This is a genomic window from Mycobacterium sp. IEC1808, from assembly GCF_002101935.1.
Classification (GTDB): Bacteria; Actinomycetota; Actinomycetes; order Mycobacteriales; family Mycobacteriaceae; genus Mycobacterium.
On the sequence record NZ_LQPV01000039.1, the window covers coordinates 86,548 to 106,724 of the forward strand.

Genomic DNA, 20,177 nt, shown 5'->3' on the forward strand with positions numbered 1-20,177 from the left:
GCAAAACTAGTAGCTTCGATCACCCTCGCTGTCGTCGAAGAAGTGCCATTCGCCGTCGCGCTCGACCTCCATGCGCCAGCCGAGTTCGTTGCCCTCGACTTTGTTGTCGGCGAACCACGCGTGCGCCTTGTCGGCGCTTTCGATGTCCTCGGTCGCGACGACGTCGCCCTTCGGATTGAGCACTCGATATGTAGCCATGCGTGGCAGTGTTCCCACCGCCGCGCGGCCTCAACCGGTGCGAATCTCCGCGGCGATGGTGTCCATCAGTGCGGTGTATCGGCGGACTTCCGGGTCACGGCCTGGCTTGCCGCTGCTTATCACGCCGGCGGCCATGTCGCGCTCCGGGTCGGCCCAGACGGCGATGTTCGTCAGGCCGAGGTGACCGAACGCCGCCGTCGCGTTGCGGCCGAAAGGTCCGAACCGCTTGGTTCCCAGGATGAATCCGGTGCCCCAGCGGGCCGGCATCAGGCCGATCGCGAAATCCGGTCGCAAGCGCCGGCATTCGGCGGCCGCGCCCCGCATCGTCTCCGGGCTCATCACCCGCACGCCGTCGAGTTCGCCTCCGCGGCGCCAGATTTCGGCGAACCGGGACAGCTCGTCGGCGGTCGAAATGGTGTTGGACGACGGGACGATCGTGGTGAGGAACATCGGGGTGTTCGTGTACGGGATGATCTCGTGCACGGTTCCGCCGATCGCCTTGCGGAAGATCTGGGCGATCACCGGCGGCAGGGTCCGGCCGGTGGGGTGACTGGGTGCGACCAGCGGAACGTCTTGCTTGGCGACGCCGAAGTTGGTCCACCGGAAGCCCAACGGGTCAAGGATCCCCGCGGCGAGGATTTCGCGAATCTCCTTGCCGGTGGCCGCGTAGATGATCTCGCGCATCAGCGGACCCCACGTCAGCGCGTGATACATGTGCACCAGCCCGGGGCGGTATAGGGGCCGCAGCTCGCCGAGCTTCTGCTGCGCGTATTCGTGGTCGTCGGCGCGCTTGACGTCCGGCCTGGGTCCGGTGGGGAAGGGCAGGCCCGCGCTGTGGGTCATAACGTGCCGGATCGTGATGCGGTCCTTGCCGTGGCTGGTGAAGGTGGGCAGGTATTCGCAGACCCGGTCGTCCAGCGAGAAGACGCCCCGCTCGGCGAGCATGTGCACGACGGTCGCGGTGATGCCCTTGGCCGCCGAGTACACGCAGAAGGGTGTGTCCGTGGTGACGGGGACCTTCTCGGCGTCGGGCGGGTCGGTGGGCGCGTTGCCCCAGCCATGGCCGATCGCGCGGTTGAGCACGACGCGCCCGTGCTGGCGGATGCACACCTGGATCGCCGGGTGCAGGCCGGCCTCATACCAGTGCCGCGCGGCCCGCCAGATCCGTTCGACCGCCGCGCTGTCGATCTCGGAGTGATCCTCTGCGCCGATGGCCGTCACGGAGTCCAGGTCGGCCGGGACGCGGATTCTTCCGTCGGTGGTGGTCACCTCAGCGAGAGTAGCCAAGGGCGCGCTACTCCCCGGTGAACTGCGGCGGACGCTTCTCGAACGTCGCGGCGATGCCTTCGGTCAAGTCCTTGGACGGCAGGAAGGCGGCGTTCCAGGCGGCGACGTATCGCAGGCTGTCCGAGACAGCGGCGATGCGCTGCTGGTCGAGGACGTCCTTGACGCCGTGGACGGTCAGCGGCGGGTTGGCGGCGATCTCGGCCGCGGTGGCGTGGGCGGCCGCCAGCGTGGCGTCGGCGTCGTCGTACACGTCGTTGACCAGGCCGATCTTCTCGGCCCGGGCCGCGTCGATGTCCTTGCCGGTCAACGCGAGCTCGCGCAGGTGCCCGTCGTTGAGGATCAGCGGCAGCCGGGCGAGGCTGCCGACGTCGGCCACGATCGCGAGCTTGACCTCCCGCACCGAGAACTTGGCGTCGGCGCTGGCGTAGCGGATGTCGACCGCGGAGATCAGGTCGACCCCGCCGCCGATGCACCAGCCGTGTACCGACGCGATGGTGGGGGTGCGGCAGTCGGCGACGGCGCTGATCGCGCCCTGCATGCGCTTGACCTCGCGGTGGAACACCGCGCGGGGGCCGGCCAGCGCGTCGCCCGACAGCAGCGGGGCGAACGAACCGCCCATCGCGGGCACGTCCAGGCCATAGCTGAAGTTCTTGCCCGATCCGGTGATCACGATGGCCCGCACGTCGGGGTCGGCGTCCAGCGCCGCGAACACCTCGGGCATCTCCGACCAGAACGCCGGCCCCATGGCGTTGCCCTTGCCCGGGCCGATCAGCGTGACCTGTGCGACGTTGTCTTTGGTCTCGATGGTGACGGATTCGTATGTCTCGCCCATATCGAGACCGTAGCGTGGCAAATATGGCTCCTGACTTGCGACCCGGCCCCGATTCGCCACCCACCGACGAGCTGCGCAGCGCCGAGAACACGCTGGCGGTCTTGCAGCGAGTCCTGCATCCCATCGCGACCGACGACCTGACCCGGCAGACGCCGTGCCGCGAGTTCGACGTGACACGGCTGACCGACCACCTGCTGAACTCGATCACGGGTCTTGGGCGCATGGTGGGCGCGGAACTTCCGGAGCGCGACGCCAGCGATTCGGTGGAGCGGCAGGTCGTCGCCGCCGCGCGCCCGGCCCTGGATGCGTGGCACCGCCACGGCGTGGACGGCACCGTGCCGTTCGGCAAGGGGGAGATGCCGGCCAGGGGCGCGTGCGGCATCCTGTCGCTCGAATTCCTGGTTCACGCCTGGGATTACGCCAAGGCCGTGGGACACGATATCGACGCCCCGGAGCCGTTGGCCGAATACGTGCTGGGCCTGGCACACCAGATCATCCGCCCGGAGCAACGCAGCCGCGCCGGGTTCGACGAGCCCGTCGACGTGCCGGCCGACGCCGGCGCCCTCGAGCAGCTGATCGCGTTCACGGGCCGCGACCCGGCGCAGTAGCTTTGCCGCCATATCGCCGAGCGTGCGGCCAGCCGCACACTGGACGCCGAGCGTGCGGCCAGGCGCACGCTCGAGGCTGTAGGAGCTACACCCGCTCGAGGTAGAAGTAGTAGTACCGGCCGGCGTCCAGCACGCCCTTGCCGTTCATGATGCCCATCACCGCGTCGTCGTCGATCTTCTTGAAGTGGTCGTGGACGGGCTGGCCGTCGTAGACCATCGTCGCGGTGACTTCGCCGCGGAACTCCTCCAGCCACAGGCTGGCCTCGCCCTTGCCCATCTCCTTGTTGGAGAACTTGTTCCCGTCGGCGTCCAGGCACACCAGCGGCTGCACGTCGCTGGCCGACTTGAAGGTCTTGCCGTACCAGCCCGCCTTTTCCAACTGGCCGTTCATCTTGTGGCCGGTGACGAACTCGCCGCCCTTCCACTCGCCCATCATCTCGTCGATGGCGGCCGGCTCCAGCGCCGCCCAGAAGTCGTCGAGTTCGGCATCGGCGATGTCGCCGGCGCGTTCCTTGAATTCGGTGAACTTCTTGCGGGCCAGGCTCATTGGTTCTCCTTGATCCAGTCGCGGGCAAACCGCAGCAGCGCGTCGTTTTCCTCCGGCGCCCCAATGGTGACCCGCACCCCGTCCGGCGCGAACGGGCGGACGACGATGCGCGCCTCGGCCGCCCGCGCCACGAAGTCCTGTGTCCGTGTCCCCAGGGGCAGCCAGACGAAGTTGGCCTGCGACGGCGGCAGGGCGAACCCGGCGTCCCGCAACGCGGCGCTGACGCGGGCGCGCTCGGCGACCACGGCGTCGGTGCGGGCCAGCAGCTCGTCGGCGGCGTCCAGCGAGGCGATGGCGGCGGCCTGAGAGATGCTCGTCACCGCGAACGGCACGTAGACCTGGTCCAGCGCGGTGATCAGGTCGGGATGCCCGACGGCGTAGCCGACGCGCAGGCCCGCCAACCCGTAGGCCTTCGAAAAGGTCCGCAGCACAACCACATTGCTGTGGGTGCGGGCCAGCTGAAGGCTGTCGGGCTGCATGCCGTCGCGGATGTACTCGACGTAGGCCTCGTCGATGGCGATCAGGATGTGCGGCGGCACGGCCTCGACGAAACGGGCCAACGCGTCCGGGTCGACGACCGTCGAGGTCGGATTGTTGGGGTTGCACACGAAGATCAGGCGGGTGCGCTCGGTGACCGCGGCAAGCATCGCGTACAGGTCGTGGGTGTGGTCGGTCAAGGGCACCTTGACGGCGGCGGCGCCGGCCACCTGAACCATGGGCGGATACAGCTCGAAGCTGTGCCACCCCATCACCACCTCGTCGCCCGCGGCGGCGGTGATCTGGATGACCTGCTGGCACAGGCTGACCGAACCGCAGCTCACCGCGACCTGCTCCGGCGCGAAGTCCGCGGCGCTTGCCGAGCTGAGGTGCTTGGCCAGCGCCGCCTTGAGCTGCAGGTTCGCGCTGTCCGGGTAGCGGTGGATCGTGTCGGTGGCCCGTTCGATCGCCGCGCGGACGCTCGGCAGCGGCCCGTGCACCGTTTCGTTGCTGGCCAGTTTGATCGAACCCGGCACCGTCTTGCCGGGAACGTAGACGGGAAGCCCCGCCAGCTCGGGTCGCAGGCGGGCGGTCACTTCGACAGCATATGTCGGCGCTGTGTACGCTATGCCTCCGGCGGTTCAGGGACGGCTGTAAGGGTTCGGGTACCCTCAGGAAGTCCGATGGAGGCGTGCCAGAGCGGCCGAATGGGGCTCACTGCTAATGAGTTGTCCCCCTCAAAGGGGACCGGAGGTTCAAATCCTCTCGCCTCCGCCACGTCCTTTCGGGGGCGAGACAACTGAAGACAGGCGCCCGTAGCTCAACGGATAGAGCATCTGACTACGGATCAGAAGGTTAGGGGTTCGAATCCCTTCGGGCGCGCACATTTCCGCATCGGATGCCGGTGAAAGCGGCGCGCGGCCTTGACATTCGGTCACAATTCAGCGCTGTGCCACGGCCGGTCAGTAGTAGGCCTTTAGAGCCTGCTTGACCTCAGCGGGCAGATTCAGCTGCCCTTGCAGGCCGTCGCCATACGCGGCGTCCACCGCCACGCATACGGGGTCGAGGCTGAGCGACTTGGGCGGGAGTGGCGCTGCCGCCAACGCCGGCAACCGCGCGTCCGGCCCCGTCTGCTGCCCGGCAAGGGGCAGGCTGGGACGGAGGGCAAACCCGCTCAAGTGCTCCTCATCGAGTGCCAGGCGCATCTCGGGTTCCGCCGCGGCCGTCAGGCTTCGCCCGGCGACACCCTGCCCGCGGTTTTCGTCCGCGAGCAGGGTCGGCAACCGCTGCAACGCGTCGGTCAATGCGGCCCGGGCGTCGGCAAAAGTGATGGGCGGGACCTTCGGGTCAGGCGGCCCGTAGTGCACCACGCGCGTATCGGTCCCGAGCGCCAGCGCCTCGCCGGTGACGCCGAAGCCGGACATGAGGTCCTTGGTTCCGATGACCGGGCGCCCGTCGACCAGCACCAGCACGACGTCGGTTTCCTTGGCATCGATCAAGGCCGCATAAGGATCGGCCGAGGACGCCGCCGCAATCACGGTGACGTCGGCGCGCTTGGAGGGCTCGATGCTGCCGATCAGTGCGCCCCATTTCACGATCGCCGCCGGCGCGCTCGTCGCCATCGCGACAATGTCGCGGTCGGAGAGTCCTATCTGACCGATCTCATTGACGATCTTGGCAACCTTGAGCTCGTTCAGCAGGTTCTTGCTGCCCGAGGGCGACCAGTCCGAGCCGAGGGCGACGGGCACTCCGGCGGCGCGGGCGGACTTGACGTCCGCGGTGCCGCCGTAGAGCAGAAGGTTGCTCAATGGCGACCACACCATCGACGCCCCGTTCTGGGCCAGCACGGCGAAGTCCTGTGGTTTGAGTGCGGCGCAATGGATGCCGGCCAGTGCCGGACCGATCGCCCATTGCGTGCCGTTGTTCAGCGCGAGGAAGGCGTTGCGCGCTTCGTCGTCCAGGCCCTCGCTCAGGTGGAGCAGCAGACAGGACGCCTTGTCGACCTCCTTCTTGAATTGCGCCCATTGCGACGCTTCCACATCGGGAATGTGCGTCGTGGCTCGATGGAATGCGGCGTCGTTGGGATCGTCGACCGCCCGCAGGGCACCGTGGTAGTACGCCTGCAGCTGGTCGGACTTGAGCGAGATGCCCTCGCTGGTCGTCACACCCCCGAGGAGGCACTTGGTTTCGGCGTAGCGCGCGACCGCCGCAAGCAGGTGTGGGTCCTTGGAATTCGCGATTGTCGTCATCGGGGCGGACACCGAGCGGACATAGTCCGTGTCGTTCTGCCATTGGCCACGGTTCGTGTAGAGCTTCGGGACCTGCCACATCGGCAAGGCGTCGTAGCTCAGGTGATTGTGCAGCTCGATCAGTCCCGGGAAGATGAACCCGCCCGTCTCGACGACCGGGGCTCCGGCGAACCCCGGGGGCGCCGCGGCGCCACGGTCGCCGGCCCAAACGATCTGGTTGCCGTCGATGTAGACCGCACCGTTCGGCCAGGTATCGAAGGCGGCGTTCATCGTGACCACAGAGCCATGCAGCACGAATTTCATGGGTCTACTCCGTCCGGGAGGGTCGCCTTAAGGGGTGGCCGGGACGATGCCGTCGGGGACCTCGACGGTGATGGTGCGCCGCTTCAGCGCCGCCGTCGTGCCGGTACGCGTCGCCCATCCGCTATCGCCCTGCATCCAGGCCGGCGTTCCCGCCGGCAGATCGAATGCCGGAATGGGCGGCAGTTCGGCCGGAAGGAATGTGGCGCCATAGGGAACGAACTGGCGTGCCGCGTCGGGCTGGGTGACGGCGCTGCGGAGAACCTGCAGCGCCGCGTTCCATTGGACCAGCATGGCCGTGGTCGCGGCGGCGATCTGTGCCGGCGTCCCGCCCGTGCCCTCCGGCGAGGTCGGGTGCGGCACATGCTGATACGCGAGTGCCTTGTAGGCCGCATTGGCGGGATCCTGAAGAAATTCACGCCAGGCTTGATCCGCGAGGGAGCCGAACGCCACGACCGCCTCGATCGCCCCCTGGGCCAGCAGCGCGGAGAGCCACCGGTTGCGGTACTGGACGATTGGCGGGTCGCTGACATGCTGGTTACCCCCGCTCTGACCGTAGACGCTGTAGAGGAAGGTATTGACCATCACGTAGCTTCGATCGAGGCCGAGCTTCGCCAGAAAGCCCTGGACGCGATGTCCCGCCGTCCCGACCAGGATCCGGCGGACCACCGCCTCGTGCTGGGCTGGATCCTGGCCGATGCAGAGGAGACGCGCCGTACCGTCGAGGCGGCCGCGATGGAAGATCGGGCCCCATTCGACGCGGAATGCGTCGTAGGGATACACCGGCGCCGCCGGCGCCTGATCGCAGAGGGTCAGGAACGGCTCGCCGACGTAACCGGGATCAAAGGTCTGGGGCATCAGGCTGAGCGTCACTGGTTGCCCCGTTCTTGCCGGGTTTTGTGCGATGTCGCGGGCGTCTGGGAAGCAGTGACCGGGACAGTGACGTCGCCGCTCTCGGCGAGGAGTTGTTCCCAGGTGCCAAACGACATGCAGAACCGTCCGCTGCGACCGAAGTTGGTCCCCCAGCTATTCCATAACCAGATCAATTGGTTGTCGGCGTCGATGCCGTCGACCACCACCTCGTGGCCGCCGCGCACGGTGGCATCGTCAGTGATCGTGACCAGGCCGGTGTCCGGGTCGGGCTCGTCGAAGCTGGTGTACCAGTTGAAGCCGGTGATCACCGGCTGAATCACCAGCGCAGTCAAAGCGTGTTGCAGCCCAAATGCGTGCCGGTAGGAGGAGATCCAGCCAAGCTGTTGGGCGGCCTTGCACACCATGAGCCCCGAGCCGCCGGGGTCGTTGGGCGGATAGGGCTGGCCCTCGAGTTTGGTTTCCAATTCGTAGAGCATGACCGCATCGGATTCGGTGTAGGACTTAGCGCCGGTGTAGTCGGGCGCGGAATTTAGCGCCCCGCACAATGCATTTGCGGTGCAGGAGCCGATCTGGCCCTGGTCGAGTGGCAAGCCGGTCGCACGATGGTCGACCGAGACTATGGCCTGCGCCCTCTCGGCTGGGAAGTCACGCGACCGCGGGTCGTGTTCGATGTGTCGTCCCAGGCGCCGAGTTTGCACGACGGTCTCGGCGAGTCGCTTGCGGACGATGTGAGTCTGGCTTGCCATCAGTTTCTCCTTGGAATTGAAAAGCAAACGGCGCGACCGCTAAGTCGTCCACGTCGTGGTCCGTCGAACGGACCGAGACACCATCGAACGATTTGCTCGTTTCGGTTGCACCGATGCGGTGTCAGAACTATTACGCGGGGTCACGCGGAGCACATGCGTAGTGCGCTACCCCACTTCCGTCGGCGTCCCGGCGGCGCGGTCGCCGGGGTGCGCTCAACCTTCCAAAACGATTTGAATCGTTAACACTCAGTTCCTTGTGGGTGCGCGGTTTCGGCGCTAACTTGCGCACATGACTAACAGCATTGCGCGAATCGGTGGTGGCGGCGGCGGCTTCGTGGGTGGCGGCGCCGGTGGACGCGTCGGGGGTGGTGCCGGTGGACGCCTCGGCGGTGGCGCGGGTGGCCGCGTGGGCGGTGGCGCGGGAGGTCGCCTCGGCGGCGGCGCGGGTGGCCGCGTGGGCGGTGGCGCTGGCGGTCGCCTCGGCGGCGGCGCCGGCGGTCGCTAGCCCCTAACTCTTTTCATTCGGTAAAGGCGCCCCCGGCTCAGACGATCGAGCCGGGCGGCGCTTCCGTGTCGGCCGAACCGGCCAGATCGAGCTGCATCCACGCGACGTCGTGCCAGCGGCCGTGTTTCCATTCGACGCGCCGGTACAGCCCGGCCTCTTCGAACCCAAAGGATCGATGGAAACGGTTGCTCGCCTCGTTGGGTTGGGTGATGCCGGCGAGGGCCTGCCGGTAGCCGCGTTCCGTGAGCCGGTGCAGTAGCCGGGTATAGAGCGCGCGGCCGACGCCGGCGCGGTGGTGGTCCGGATGGACATAGAGTCCGGTCTCGGCCGTCCACCGGTAGGAGGGCAGGCGATTGAGCGTGTGTCCGAAGGCGAATCCGACAACCCGATCGTCGCGTTCGAGGACGAGCCACTCGTGGGTCTCGCGGGCGGCCGTGATCCGTGCGGCCATCTCGGCTTCGCTCGGGACCTCGAGCTCCCAGCTGATCGCCGTCTCCAGCACATATGGGCGGTAGATCGCGACGCAAGCGGCCGCGTCGTGCGCGGAAGCGGGACGCACCAGGCCGATGCTCGTTTGCATGTAAGCAGTCTGTCACTGCTTGCAGGCGAGCGACTTTGGCCGCTACACCGGCGACCAGTCGTCCCAGGACTCGGCGAAGTCGAGAGTCGTCCGCGGGATCTGGGCGGTGGCGATGATCTCGCGAAAGTGGTCCTGCCAACCCCACCACATGCAGACGTGAAAGACGTACTGGTACCAGCTGAGCTGGTACCCATCGGGGATGTCCTCGCCCTTGTTCTCGGGGGAGAACACCGCGACGGCCAACAATCCGATCACCGTCGAGGCGGGAAGCTGGATCCTCCCGGTTCGCCAGATCTGCACTCCCGCGGGGCGGGGCCCATGCGGGGTCAGTTCGAAACCCTCGGGCAGTTCGTCCTCGTGGCCGTGGTTCCAGCGGTGCACGCCGTACAGGACGTCGGCGATGTCGGGACGGCCGTCGGGCAGGTCCGATTTCACCGCGATGGGAAAGCGGCTCTGATCGAAATCGATGCTGGGAGCGGCCATCACCTGAAAGATGTCCAGCGAGTCCCGGATCGTGCGCTTGAACCGGGTCGCGACGCCCTGCTGCGCATAGCGCTTCTTCGAGGTGCCGTCGACCGCGTTGCCGGCGTGCAGCATTGCCGCGTCCCAATCGCGGTGCTCCCAATGGTCAAGCGAGCGCCTGACCGATTCCCCGACGTCCACGCATGGAGGCTAGCCCCGTGGCCCCCAACGTGTCCCGGTTATGGGCGCGGTTGAAACGGCCGACGCGGCGGGATGGTCACGGTCTGGGTCACCGTGCTGGTTTCGGTGCTCGGCGAAACGGTGACCGTGCTCGGCGGAACCGTCGTCGTCGGAGTGTCGGTGCTTGGGGTTCCCGTGTCGGTGCTCGCCGGCGGGGCGGTCTCGGTGACGGTCTGGGTCGGCGCGCCACCGCCGCCGCCGTGGTGGTGCGGCGGCTCCGTCGTGGTGGTCGCCGCCGAAGCGGTGGTGGTGGGAGCCGGTGTCGTCGTGGTGGTGGTCGGGGCCGGCGACGGCGAACCGGCCACCAGCTTGACCACCGCGTACGCCGCGAGGCCGAGCACGATCACCCCGAGAGCACCGGCCGCGACCAGCGCCGCCGGGCGGCGGTACCAGGGAGTCGGCGGCTCGGGCGGCTGAGCAGCCGGTTCGTCGTAATAGCCGCCGTAGGCGGCCTGCGTCGGCTCGGAGTAGAAGTCGGGGTTCTCGGGGTAGGGCGGCACGAAGGGAGATGTTAGTGGGTCAGGATTCGTCGCCGATAAGCGTCAGCGCCCGCTCGAACAGGTGCACCGTGGCGGCGTGCAGCTGATCGCCGACCGCTTTTTCGGCCTTGCCCGCGCAGGCCCGGGCCAGCGTCCCCTCGATCACGATGCCGAGCTTGAAGCAGGCCAGCACGGTGTACCAGGTGATGTTTGACAGGTCGCGGGTGGTGTTGGCGGCGTACCGCTGGAAAAGGTCGTCGGTGCTGGCCAGCCCGTCCTGGCCGCCGAGGGCGTGGCTGAACACGCTGGATCCGTCGGGCTGGCGCCAGGTCGCCAGCAGCCAGCCCAGGTCCAGCAGCGGGTCACCGATCGTGCACATCTCCCAGTCGACGATGGCGACGACCTCGGGCCCGGTGCGGGAAAACATCACGTTGGCGGCGTGGTAGTCGCCGTGCATGATGCCGGGGGTCCAGGTCGTCGGTCGCCGGCGTTCCAGCCAGGCCGAAACTTCCTCGATCCCCGGGATGTCGGGCCCGGGGTAGCCGTCGTACTCGCTGTAGGAGTCCAGCTCGGAAAGCCAGCGCGGCACCTGCCGCTCCAGGAACCCGTCCGGCTTGCCGAAGTCGGCGAGCCCGACGGCCACGTGGTCGACGGCGCCGAGCTTCGCCAGCGCGTCGGCCATCGACAGGCCCATCCCGAACCGCACGCTGGCGTCGCCCGCGTGCAAAGGCGGTAGCCCCTCGCCGGCGTTGAACCCGTCGACCGGCTCCATCAGGTAGAAGACCGCGTCGCCGAGCACGCTGGTGTCGTCGCAGGTCGCGATCAGGTGCGGGTGCGGCACATCGGAACCGGCCAGCGCCGCAAGGACTTTCGTCTCGCGCAGGATCACGCTGTTGCTGCGCGGGCGCAGATGCCGCGGCCCGCGCCGCAACACGTACGGGCGCCCGGCCCGGGTGAATCGCAGCATGACGTTCTGGGTGCCCCCGGTGACGGTGGCGACGTCCTCCAGCGGACCCTCACCGAGCCCCTGCCCGGACATCCATTCCGCTACGGCCTCGAGGTTGACGGGCTCCACGGTCAGCCCTTGGGCCGCGGGGTATAGCGAATGGTCTGTGCCCAGATCATGCCGTCGCGAAACACGAACGTATCGACGCCGTCGTCGACCCGGTTGAGCGGTGAATCGGCCGCCCACTCCAGGAACAGCACCTCGCCCTCGAAGACCTGATTCTTGAGATCCCATGCCGCGTCGGGCAGGTCGTCGAGCAATTTCGCGAAGACACCGCGAATCCCGTCCCGGCCGCGCGCGACGCCGGCCGGGGTGATGACCACGGGATCCTCGGTGTAGTCGGCGACGATCCCGTCCAGGTTGCCTGCGCCGAGCGCCTGCCCGTGGTGGGCAAATATCTCCTGCGGCATACGCGTCATGGGATGAAGCGTAGGTCACCGGCGGTGGGCTGCCGGCGGTGCCGGAGTCCTGGAACAATAGTGTGGGCAACTAACGAACTTGAGGCTGGGAAGGGAAACCGCGATGCCGCGTACCGACAACGATTCCTGGGACATCACCCAAAGTGTGGGAGCCACCGCGCTGGGCGTCGCGGCGGCGCGTGCCGCCGAGACCGAGAGCGAGAACCCCCTCATCAAGGACCCGTTCGCGCGGGTGTTCGTCGATGCGGCGGGCGAGGGGATGTGGAGCATCTACGCCGACCCCGAGCGGCTCGCCAAGGCGGTCGAGCTCGAACCGGAGGTGCGGTCGCGGATTCAGCTGATGATCGACTTCATGGCCACGCGCACAGCGTTTTTCGACGAGTTCTTCATGGGCGCGGCCGACGCCGGCGTTCGCCAGGTGGTGATCCTGGCTGCCGGCCTGGACGCGCGCACTTGGCGGCTGCCCTGGCCCGACGGCACCGTCGTGTACGAGCTGGATCAGCCCAAGGTGCTGGAGTTCAAGTCCAACACGTTGCGCGAGCACGGCGCGCAGCCGAACGCGCGGCTGGTGAACGTGGCGATCGATCTGCGCCAGGATTGGCCAAAGGCGTTGCAGGAAGCCGGGTTCGACACATCACGCCCGGCGGTGTGGTCGGCCGAGGGTCTCGTCCGTTATCTACCGGCGCAGGCCCAGGACCTGCTGTTCGAGCGCATCCATGCGCTCAGCGCGCCGGGTAGTTGGCTCGCCTCCAACGTCCCCGGCGAGGGCTTCACCGACCCCGAGCTGGTTCGGCGACAGCGCGAGGACATGCAGCGGATGCGGGCCGCGGCGGCCAGGCTGGTCGACACCGAGATCACCGACTTCGACGACCTCTGGTACCCCGAGGAGCGCACGCCCGTCGACGGCTGGCTGCGCGAGCACGGCTGGGACGTGTCCACGGCGACCTTCGCGGAGCTGATGGCCCGCTACGGCCGCACCATTCCGCAGGACGGGGGCAACGTTATGCCGCCCACCCTCTACGTGTCCGCGCAGCGGCGAGCGGGCTGACCGCGATCCCCGTTGAGCGCCAACGGCTTTCATGGTCGAGTGCCTAGGGGGACATGCCGGAGTCGATCCAGCGCTGAAAGACGTCGATTTTTTGGGCCGGCCAGGCCCCGTCGCATGGCATCGAGCCATCGCGAAGGCGTTGGACGATGGCCGTCGCGTGAGCCTTGACGTCGTTATAGGACCATAGGTCGAACGCCCACTTCATCGAGTCGCGGTCGTCCGCGCGGAAGAGCGGTTTGATGTTGCGCTCAAACAGGACTTCCTCGCCGGCGCCAGGCATGGGCTGACTCGTGGTGGCTTCCGAACCGACGGTGCTCGACGGTGGGCGTTGGGCCGTTGAATCGGTGTTGGAGCAGCCGGAGGCCAACGCGACGGCCGCAGCCGTCGCGGCGACGGCCGGCAGCGCAGCGAGCGAGCGATGAGGCTGGCGCATAACGGTGTTAACCCTCCTGGTCGGTGACGAACCCTTGGGTGGGAACGACTCTCCGTGGGATAGGACCCCGGGTTACTCGTAAGCGCCGTGTAGCGAGGGGCGGCTATTGCGAAGCCTGCAGGCCCGCCGAGCTTTCCACGTCGCGCTTGATCGCCGCGATCGCGTCGACGGGTGTCAGGTCCTGACCTTCGCTGTTCTGACCGAGTTGCGGCCAGCCCGCGCCGCCGGGCCCTCGCAGCTGGTCCCAGATGTCGCGGACTTTGCTCAGCAGTTCGGCTTGTTCGTCGTCGGTGAGCGCCATCAACCATCCTCCGTTCGTACTGATGCCGCACGCGGCGGCGAAATCCTGCGGTGTCAACCCGTCGGCGGAATTCATGTCGCAATGGCCGAACGGTGGGCACCCCTGCGGCAGGTTGGGGCTGTAGCCCGTGCCGTCGGTGTACTGGTGCGCGACTTGACCCGGAAGGTCCGGGTTGGACCCGTAGCCGGCCGCGATGACGCGCAGGCCCGCGGGCCGCGTGCGCCACATGTTGTAGAAGTCATAGGCGTTGGCGTACCCAATGATTCGCGCCGGAGACCCGGCGTAGTCGGCCAGGTTCCAGTACAGGCTGTTGATCCAGCTCGAGCCGTCACCGGGTGAGTTGCCGCCGGCTTCCACGTCGAGCATCAGCGCCACCCGCGGGTGCAATCCGCCCGCCGCATCGATCATGGAGCGCACGGTGTTGGCATTGTCCAACCAGTTCGGCCGCACATAGGTGTAGACGATCCCGAAGGTCAGGCGCCCGCTGTCCAAGGCCGCGCGCATCCACGCGTAATTCGCCGCGAAGTTGTGATCTCGATATGTGCCGTCGCACACGCGGATGGAAAGCACCGGGTACGGATAGGAATCGTCCACGGGCACTTGGAATTCGGAGACGTCGGCGAACAGGGTGTCGGTCACGGCGCATCGCCCCGAGAGCTCAGCCGAGCGCGATCCATCTCAATCCCCCTTCACCGCAACCCCACTCGCCATGCTACCGACCGCGGTAATCTCGCGGTTATGGCTGAGCGGCCGGCCCGGGTCAGTGACGTGCATCGGATCGCCATGTCGATGCCACACGTCAAGCGCTTGGAGGGCCCGAAGGGCAACCCCATCTATCAGGTCGGCGGGAAGTCGTTCGTGTTCTTCCGCACCCCGCAGCCCGACGCGACGGATCCGGACACCGGTGAACGCTACGCCGACGTGATCATGCTGTGGGTGGAGTCGGAGAGCGACAAGCTCGCGCTCGTCCAGGACCCCGCGTCGCCGTTCTTCACCACAAGCCATTTCGACGGGCATCCCTCGGTCCTGGTGCGGGCCTGCCGACTGGCCGAGATCACCAGGACCGAACTCGCGGAGCTGATTCAGGACGCGTGGCTCTCACGCGCCTCCAGGCGACGCGCCGAGGCCTGGCTCGCGGACCATTCCTGATAACGGGCGCGTTAAGGCCTCGGCGCGGACCACGTTTAGACGCAAGTCCAACGGGTAACGCTAGGTCCACGAGATTTTTTCTCGAACACAATGGAGGTCACCATGGGTGGTCGCGGAGTGATCGGCGGGATTGTCCTGATCTGGTTGCTCATCGGAGTCTTCGCGGCTTTTCAGCGCGACTACTTCAAGGGCGGCGCAACGAATTGTGTCACCGCGGGAAACATTGCGTTGACGGTTATCGCCGGTCCCCTGAATTATGCGGGCGTCAATCCCAAAGTTAAGGATTGCCATGTCCCGCAGCCCAGTTCAATGCCCAGTGGTCTAGCGGTGGTCTAGAAACGGCCACGAAATAACGTAGACCCCTCACAAAAAGGAAGTTGTCATGATCATCCTCGGCGTAGTGCTACTCATTCTCGGGTTTGTGTTTAGCCTCCCGCTGTTGTGGGAGATCGGCATCGTCGTGCTCGTCATCGGCGCGGTGCTGTGGATCATGGGCTCTGTCGGCCGGCCCGTCGCCGGCAGGCGGTATTGGTACTAGGCACCCCGTGAAACCGGATCGCGTGACTGCCCGACAGTCACGCGATCTTTTCACAGGTGACGCATAGGAACGCCATAGCGTTGCCTCAGCCCGGCGCGGATACTGGAACTTGTGACGCAGTCCCGGGCCTCGGTAGAGCGGGTTGTCATGTGCCGCGCGGACGGCAACCCGATCAATGTCCTCGTCGTTGACGACGAAGCAGTGCTGGCCGAAATGGTCTCCATGGCGCTGCGATACGAGGGCTGGACCATCTCCACCGCGGGCGACGGCGCATCGGCGATCGCCGCGGCCAGGGCCCAGCGACCCGACGTCGTCGTGCTCGACGTGATGCTGCCCGACATGAGCGGGCTGGATGTGCTGCACAAGCTGCGCGAGGACAATCCGCAGCTGCCGGTGCTGCTGCTGACGGCCAAGGACGCCGTCGAGGACCGCATCGCGGGCCTGACCGCCGGCGGCGACGACTATGTGACCAAGCCCTTCAGCATCGAAGAGGTCGTGCTGCGGCTCCGGGCGCTGCTTCGTCGCACCGGGGTGACGACCGTGGACAGCGGGGCGCAGCTGGTGGTCGGGGACCTGGTGCTGGACGAGGACAGCCACGAGGTGACCCGCGCGGGCGAACCAATCTCGTTGACCTCCACCGAGTTCGAGCTGCTGCGGTTCATGATGCGCAACTCCAAGCGGGTGCTGAGTAAGGCCCAAATCCTGGACCGGGTGTGGAGTTATGACTTCGGCGGGCGGTCGAACATCGTCGAGCTCTACATTTCCTACCTGCGCAAGAAGATCGACAACGGTCGTGAACCCATGATCCACACGCTGCGCGGCGCGGGCTATGTCCTCAAGCCGGCCCGCTAGGACGCGGCGGGTCTGGTCACTTCGGCTCCGGCTGCTGGTCGGCCAGATTGTCGTGCTCGCCGTCGTCTGCATCGGCATCACCGCGGCGACCGAGCTGGCGTTGCTGCACCACTTGGTTGCGCAGCTCGACGGGCAGCTCGCGGGGACCTCGTACCGCTCCGCGCTGATGTACCCCGAACCGAAACGCCCGGGTTGGCGCCACGAATCGCACTTCTATCCGAGACCGGGTCCCGGCCCACGGTTCCTCGATGCCCCCGGCCAGCCCGCCGGCATGGTCGCCGCGGTTATCACCGACGGCAAGATCGTCGACGCCGGATACCTGACCAGCGACGGCGCGCGGGCCGCGTTGACCCAGGCCGCGCAGACACAACTTGAACACATCGCCGGCAGCCGCAAGCCGGTGACGCTCGAACTGGACGGACTCGGTCGATACCGCGTCGTCGCCGCCCCGAGCCGCAGCGGCGGGGACGTCATCGTCACCGGCCTGTCGATGTCGAACATCGACGCCACCATGATCCGGATGCTGGTCATCCTCGGGATCGTCACCGTGATCGCGCTGGTCGCAGCGACCACTGCCGGCGTCGTCATCATCCGGCGGGCGCTGGCCCCGCTGCGTCGCGTCGCACAAACCGCTAGCGAGGTCGTCGAACTGCCGTTGGACCGCGGCGAGGTCGAGTTGCCGGTGCGGGTGGCCGAGTCCGACGCGAATCCGTCCACCGAGGTGGGTCAGCTCGGGTCGGCGCTGAACCGGATGCTCGACCACATCGCGGCGGCGCTGTCGGCCCGGCAGGCCAGTGAAACCCGGGTACGCCAGTTCGTCGCCGACGCCAGCCACGAACTGCGCACGCCGCTGGCCGCGATCCGCGGCTACACCGAGCTCACCCAGCGCATGGGTGACGACCGCGAGGCCGTCGCGCACGCGATGAGCCGGGTGGCGTCCGAGACCGAGCGGATCACGCGCCTCGTCGAGGACCTGCTGTTGCTCGCCCGCCTCGACTCCGGCCGGCCACTGGAACGCCAACCGGTGGATTTGTCGCGGCTGGCGGTCGACGCCGTCAGCGACGCGCACGTCGCCGGGCCGGATCACCAGTGGGAGCTGGACCTGCCGGAGGAGCCGGTGGTCGTCACCGGCGATGCGGCGCGGCTGCAGCAGGTGCTGACCAACCTGCTGGCCAACGCCCGGGTCCACACCGCGCCCGGCACCGTCGTGACGACCCGGTTGAGCACCGAGCCGACGCAGACCGTGCTGTCGGTCATCGACAACGGCCCCGGCATTCCGGCGGGGCTGCAGTCCGAGGTGTTCGAGCGGTTCGCCCGCGGTGATTCCTCGCGCTCGCGCAAAGGCGGCAGCACCGGGCTCGGATTAGCGATCGTCTCCGCGGTGGTCAAGGCGCACCACGGGACGATCACGGTTGATAGCGCACCCGGTCACACCGAGTTCACGGTGCGGTTGCCACTCAACGGGTGGCAACCGCCCGCATCACGAAGCTGAGGCTAAGAGCAAGTCACGTCGATTTCGAAGGGCTTGCTCACCGGTGCCGTGGGGTTGGCCATGTCGACCCCGGTGGCTGTGCCGGTGACCTTGTAGCTGTTGCCGTTCTTGGTCGCCGAGGCGTTGCCCTGCCCGGAACCCTGCGCGTACGCGAGGGTCACACCGTTGACGTTGCCGAGCCCGACGGACTTCACGGTGTTGTCACCGGCGAGCACGACGGAGATGCCGGTCGCCGCACCACCGACCGCGATGGTCGTGTTGCCGCCGACCGTCGTGCACACGACGGATCCGGTTACGTTCTGGTTCTTGCCGTCGATGGTCACCGTCGGCGCTGCCGCGCCGCTTCCGGGGGTGGCAACCGCAACGGACGTGCCGTTCGCACTACCGCTCGTGCTCGACTTGTTGCTCGAACACCCGGAAATGCCTGCGGCCAGAATCGCCGCTCCGGCTACCGCGACAGTCAGTCCACGCTTCACCTGTTCTCCTTTGCCCGATTGTTGCGGTCCTCGGCATTGAGAACCGTCAAGGCAGTATGCAAGTTTGCCGTGCCGCAGGAAAGAGGTACGGCGAAATTGTTTCGCATCGGTTAACCCACCAGCTCTGCACACGTCCTTCCACCAAAGGACGCATTAATGGCACTGTGTTGCCGTGAACCACAAACCCCCCGCCGCCGTCATCGAGTCGGCCCATCGGGACCATGCCCTGCCGTTCGACGACACCAGGGACTTCGAGAGCGCCGATCGCGGCTTCATCGCGGCCCTGTCCCCGTGCGTCATCACCGCGGGCGACGGGCGCGTGGTTTGGGACAACGACGCCTACTCCTTCCTCACGGGTGACGCGCCGACGTCCGTGCATCCGAGCCTTTGGCGCCAATCGACGCTGGCCGCCAAGCAGGGGCTGTACGAGGTGGTCCCGGGCATCTACCAGGTCCGCGGCCTGGACATCTCGAACGTCACCTTCGTCGAGGGTGACACCGGCGTCATCGTCATCGACCCGCTGATATCCACCGAGGTCGCGGCGGCGGCGCTGAACCTGTATCGCACCCACCGTGGCGGGGACCGTCCCGTCGTCGCAGTGATCTACACCCATAGCCACGTCGATCACTTCGGCGGCGTTCTCGGTGTCACCACGCAAGCCGACGTGGACAGCGGCGCGGTCGCGGTGCTGGCCCCGGAGGGCTTCACCGCGCACGCCGTCCAGGAGAACGTCTATGCCGGCCCGGCGATGACGCGGCGCGCGACCTACATGTACGGCTCCATGCTGGCGCGCGGACCGCAGGCCCACGTGGGTTGCGGGCTGGGTCAGGCCGCGTCCACCGGCGAGATCGGCATCATCGTCCCAACCGTCGACATCCGGGAGACCGGTGAGAAACACACCATCGACGGTGTGGAGATCGAGTTCCAGATGGCGCCCGGCACCGAGGCGCCGGCCGAAATGCACTTCTACTTCCCGCGGTTCCGCGCGCTGTGCATGGCCGAGAACGCCACCCACAACCTGCACAACCTGTTGACCCTGCGCGGCGCGCTGGTGCGCGACCCGCACGCCTGGTCGGGCTACCTGACCGAGGCCATCGACACCTTCGCCGATCGCGCCGACGTGGTGTTCGCCTCCCACCACTGGCCCACCTGGGGCCGGGAGAGCATCGTCGAATTCCTTTCGCTGCAACGCGATCTGTACGCCTACCTGCACGACCAGACGCTGCGCCTGCTCAACCAGGGGCACACCGGCGCCGAGATCGCCGAGGCGTTTCAAATGCCGCCCGCGCTGGAGCGGGCCTGGCACACCCACGGGTACTACGGCTCGGTCAGCCACAACGTCAAGGCGATCTACCAGCGCTACATGGGTTGGTTCGACGGGAACCCGGCGCGGCTGTGGCCCCATCCGCCGGAGGCGATCGCCCCTCGCTACGTCGACGCGATGGGCGGCATCGACCGGGTCGTCGAGCTCGCCCACGCGGCGTTCGATGCCGGTGACTTCCGTTGGGCGGCAACGCTGCTCGATCATGCCGTCTTCACCGACAGCGGCCACGCGGCCGCCCGCTCGCTGTACTCCGATGTGCTGGAACAGCTGGCCTACGGCGCGGAGAACGCCACGTGGCGCAACTTCTTCCTGAGCGGCGCCGCCGAACTGCGCGACGGCAACTTCGGCACCGCGGCCCAAGTCGCTTCTCCCACAATGCTTTCTCAACTAACACCCGAGCAGATCTTCGACAGCCTCGCCATCCGGGTCAACGGGCCGCGCAGTTGGGACCTCGACATCGCCGTCGACATCGCGTTCGCCGACGCGGCCGCCAACTACCGGCTCAGCCTGCGCAACGGGGTCCTCGTGCACCGCAGGGCGGCACCCGACCCGGCGACGGCGACGGTTACGGTGAACGCCGACAGCAAGTTTCGGCTGCTGGCCGCGGCGATGGGCGACTTCGTCTCGCCCGGTCTGGACGTTTCGGGCGACCACGAGGCGCTGCAGGCCTTCCTCGGCGCGCTCGACGAGCCCGACCCGGCCTTCAACATCGTCACGCCGTAATCGGTACTGCGAGCAGTCCCCGCAAGCGGGAGG

25 protein-coding genes and 2 tRNA genes are annotated in these 20,177 nt (G+C 67.3%); 11 read left to right on the top strand and 16 right to left on the bottom strand.

Annotation, left to right across the window (positions count from 1 at the left end):
- Positions 1–6 precede the first annotated feature (6 nt).
- The 3 genes from AWB92_RS20825 to AWB92_RS20835 are packed head-to-tail and all read right to left on the bottom strand — an operon-like array spanning position 7 to position 2,317.
- On the bottom strand, positions 7–198 hold the full coding sequence (locus AWB92_RS20825) for a hypothetical protein (protein WP_066941663.1): 192 nt from the start codon (positions 196–198) through the stop codon (positions 7–9).
- A gap of 30 nt (positions 199–228) precedes the next feature.
- On the bottom strand, positions 229–1,467 hold the full coding sequence (lipE, locus tag AWB92_RS20830; protein ID WP_085189004.1) for a lipase LipE: 1,239 nt from the start codon (positions 1,465–1,467) through the stop codon (positions 229–231).
- Between the two features lie 25 nt (positions 1,468–1,492).
- Entirely contained in the window at positions 1,493–2,317 is an 825-nt protein-coding gene (locus AWB92_RS20835) for a crotonase/enoyl-CoA hydratase family protein (RefSeq protein ID WP_085189006.1), read from the bottom strand.
- A gap of 23 nt (positions 2,318–2,340) precedes the next feature.
- On the opposite strand from AWB92_RS20835, the gene AWB92_RS20840 reads away from it, so the two are divergent.
- Entirely contained in the window at positions 2,341–2,925 is a 585-nt protein-coding gene (locus tag AWB92_RS20840; protein ID WP_173817458.1) for a TIGR03086 family metal-binding protein, read from the top strand.
- A gap of 85 nt (positions 2,926–3,010) precedes the next feature.
- Here AWB92_RS20840 and AWB92_RS20845 read toward each other — a convergent pair whose 3' ends face one another.
- On the bottom strand, positions 3,011–3,472 hold the full coding sequence (locus AWB92_RS20845; protein WP_085189010.1) for a DUF4334 domain-containing protein: 462 nt from the start codon (positions 3,470–3,472) through the stop codon (positions 3,011–3,013).
- Entirely contained in the window at positions 3,469–4,545 is a 1,077-nt protein-coding gene (gene hisC / locus AWB92_RS20850; RefSeq protein ID WP_085189012.1) for a histidinol-phosphate transaminase, read from the bottom strand. Before hisC ends, AWB92_RS20845 begins: the two co-directional genes overlap by 4 nt.
- Before the next feature lie 89 nt (positions 4,546–4,634).
- Between hisC and AWB92_RS20855 the strand changes: the two genes are divergently transcribed.
- Both AWB92_RS20855 and AWB92_RS20860 read left to right on the top strand, forming a co-directional pair.
- Positions 4,635–4,726 (top strand) — tRNA-Ser (locus AWB92_RS20855).
- Between the two features lie 32 nt (positions 4,727–4,758).
- Positions 4,759–4,831 (top strand) — tRNA-Arg (locus tag AWB92_RS20860).
- Between the two features lie 80 nt (positions 4,832–4,911).
- Here AWB92_RS20860 and AWB92_RS20865 read toward each other — a convergent pair.
- Genes AWB92_RS20865 through AWB92_RS20875 form a run of 3 tightly spaced genes read right to left on the bottom strand, consistent with a single transcriptional unit; the run spans position 4,912 to position 8,117 of the window.
- Positions 4,912–6,501 (bottom strand): amidohydrolase family protein, encoded by a 1,590-nt coding sequence (locus AWB92_RS20865; protein ID WP_085189014.1) that lies wholly within the window; start codon positions 6,499–6,501, stop codon positions 4,912–4,914.
- 27 nt (positions 6,502–6,528) lie between these two features.
- Positions 6,529–7,371, bottom strand: coding sequence for a uracil-DNA glycosylase family protein (locus AWB92_RS20870; RefSeq protein ID WP_206601307.1), 843 nt, complete (start codon positions 7,369–7,371; stop codon positions 6,529–6,531).
- The gene (locus tag AWB92_RS20875) at positions 7,368–8,117 is read right to left on the bottom strand and encodes a hypothetical protein (RefSeq protein WP_142282218.1); all 750 of its coding nucleotides are present in this window, start codon (positions 8,115–8,117) and stop codon (positions 7,368–7,370) included. The genes AWB92_RS20870 and AWB92_RS20875 overlap by 4 nt, the downstream gene beginning before the upstream one ends.
- A gap of 302 nt (positions 8,118–8,419) precedes the next feature.
- Here AWB92_RS20875 and AWB92_RS20880 point away from each other — a divergent pair, with 302 nt between their 5' ends.
- Positions 8,420–8,629 (top strand): hypothetical protein, encoded by a 210-nt coding sequence (locus AWB92_RS20880; RefSeq protein WP_085189018.1) that lies wholly within the window; start codon positions 8,420–8,422, stop codon positions 8,627–8,629.
- 30 nt (positions 8,630–8,659) lie between these two features.
- Here AWB92_RS20880 and AWB92_RS20885 read toward each other — a convergent pair whose 3' ends face one another.
- Genes AWB92_RS20885 through AWB92_RS20905 form a run of 5 tightly spaced genes read right to left on the bottom strand, consistent with a single transcriptional unit; the run spans position 8,660 to position 11,808 of the window.
- Positions 8,660–9,202: a GNAT family N-acetyltransferase gene (locus tag AWB92_RS20885; protein ID WP_085189020.1), complete on the bottom strand. Its 543-nt coding sequence runs from the start codon at positions 9,200–9,202 to the stop codon at positions 8,660–8,662.
- 42 nt (positions 9,203–9,244) lie between these two features.
- Positions 9,245–9,865, bottom strand: a complete 621-nt coding sequence (locus tag AWB92_RS20890) for a hypothetical protein (RefSeq protein WP_085189022.1) — start codon at positions 9,863–9,865, stop codon at positions 9,245–9,247.
- Positions 9,866–9,903: 38 nt separating this feature from the next.
- Positions 9,904–10,404 (bottom strand): hypothetical protein, encoded by a 501-nt coding sequence (locus AWB92_RS20895; RefSeq protein WP_068102550.1) that lies wholly within the window; start codon positions 10,402–10,404, stop codon positions 9,904–9,906.
- A gap of 19 nt (positions 10,405–10,423) precedes the next feature.
- Positions 10,424–11,458 (bottom strand): phosphotransferase family protein, encoded by a 1,035-nt coding sequence (locus AWB92_RS20900; RefSeq protein WP_085189023.1) that lies wholly within the window; start codon positions 11,456–11,458, stop codon positions 10,424–10,426.
- 2 nt (positions 11,459–11,460) lie between these two features.
- Positions 11,461–11,808, bottom strand: coding sequence for a nuclear transport factor 2 family protein (locus AWB92_RS20905; RefSeq protein ID WP_085189025.1), 348 nt, complete (start codon positions 11,806–11,808; stop codon positions 11,461–11,463).
- A 103-nt stretch (positions 11,809–11,911) separates the two neighbouring features.
- On the opposite strand from AWB92_RS20905, the gene AWB92_RS20910 reads away from it, so the two are divergent.
- Positions 11,912–12,856, top strand: a complete 945-nt coding sequence (locus tag AWB92_RS20910) for a class I SAM-dependent methyltransferase (RefSeq protein ID WP_085189027.1) — start codon at positions 11,912–11,914, stop codon at positions 12,854–12,856.
- Between the two features lie 43 nt (positions 12,857–12,899).
- Here AWB92_RS20910 and AWB92_RS29530 read toward each other — a convergent pair whose 3' ends face one another.
- Both AWB92_RS29530 and AWB92_RS20920 read right to left on the bottom strand, forming a co-directional pair.
- Positions 12,900–13,289 carry a hypothetical protein gene (locus AWB92_RS29530; protein ID WP_142282219.1) on the bottom strand — a complete coding sequence of 130 codons (390 nt, stop codon included), beginning with the start codon at positions 13,287–13,289 and terminating at the stop codon, positions 12,900–12,902.
- 103 nt (positions 13,290–13,392) lie between these two features.
- Positions 13,393–14,229: a hypothetical protein gene (locus tag AWB92_RS20920; RefSeq protein ID WP_085189029.1), complete on the bottom strand. Its 837-nt coding sequence runs from the start codon at positions 14,227–14,229 to the stop codon at positions 13,393–13,395.
- A 99-nt stretch (positions 14,230–14,328) separates the two neighbouring features.
- Between AWB92_RS20920 and AWB92_RS20925 the strand changes: the two genes are divergently transcribed.
- The 5 genes from AWB92_RS20925 to AWB92_RS20940 all read left to right on the top strand — a co-directional run bounded on the left by AWB92_RS20925 (position 14,329) and on the right by AWB92_RS20940 (position 17,621).
- Positions 14,329–14,739: an MmcQ/YjbR family DNA-binding protein gene (locus tag AWB92_RS20925; RefSeq protein ID WP_085189031.1), complete on the top strand. Its 411-nt coding sequence runs from the start codon at positions 14,329–14,331 to the stop codon at positions 14,737–14,739.
- 90 nt (positions 14,740–14,829) lie between these two features.
- A complete protein-coding gene (locus AWB92_RS20930; RefSeq protein WP_068179979.1) occupies positions 14,830–15,075 on the top strand; it encodes a hypothetical protein in 246 nt (81 codons plus the stop codon).
- A 46-nt stretch (positions 15,076–15,121) separates the two neighbouring features.
- Complete coding sequence (locus AWB92_RS30100) at positions 15,122–15,277, top strand: hypothetical protein (protein WP_173817459.1); 156 nt, start codon at positions 15,122–15,124, stop codon at positions 15,275–15,277.
- A 147-nt stretch (positions 15,278–15,424) separates the two neighbouring features.
- Positions 15,425–16,129 carry a response regulator transcription factor gene (locus tag AWB92_RS20935; RefSeq protein WP_067154759.1) on the top strand — a complete coding sequence of 235 codons (705 nt, stop codon included), beginning with the start codon at positions 15,425–15,427 and terminating at the stop codon, positions 16,127–16,129.
- Positions 16,107–17,621 (top strand): HAMP domain-containing sensor histidine kinase, encoded by a 1,515-nt coding sequence (locus tag AWB92_RS20940; protein WP_085189033.1) that lies wholly within the window; start codon positions 16,107–16,109, stop codon positions 17,619–17,621. The genes AWB92_RS20935 and AWB92_RS20940 overlap by 23 nt, the downstream gene beginning before the upstream one ends.
- Before the next feature lie 2 nt (positions 17,622–17,623).
- On the opposite strand, the gene AWB92_RS20945 is transcribed toward AWB92_RS20940, so the two are convergent.
- Positions 17,624–18,097 (bottom strand): lipoprotein LpqH, encoded by a 474-nt coding sequence (locus AWB92_RS20945; RefSeq protein ID WP_085189035.1) that lies wholly within the window; start codon positions 18,095–18,097, stop codon positions 17,624–17,626.
- A 172-nt stretch (positions 18,098–18,269) separates the two neighbouring features.
- Here AWB92_RS20945 and AWB92_RS20950 point away from each other — a divergent pair, with 172 nt between their 5' ends.
- Positions 18,270–20,144, top strand: a complete 1,875-nt coding sequence (locus AWB92_RS20950; RefSeq protein ID WP_085189037.1) for an alkyl sulfatase dimerization domain-containing protein — start codon at positions 18,270–18,272, stop codon at positions 20,142–20,144.
- Positions 20,145–20,177: the final 33 nt, after the last annotated feature.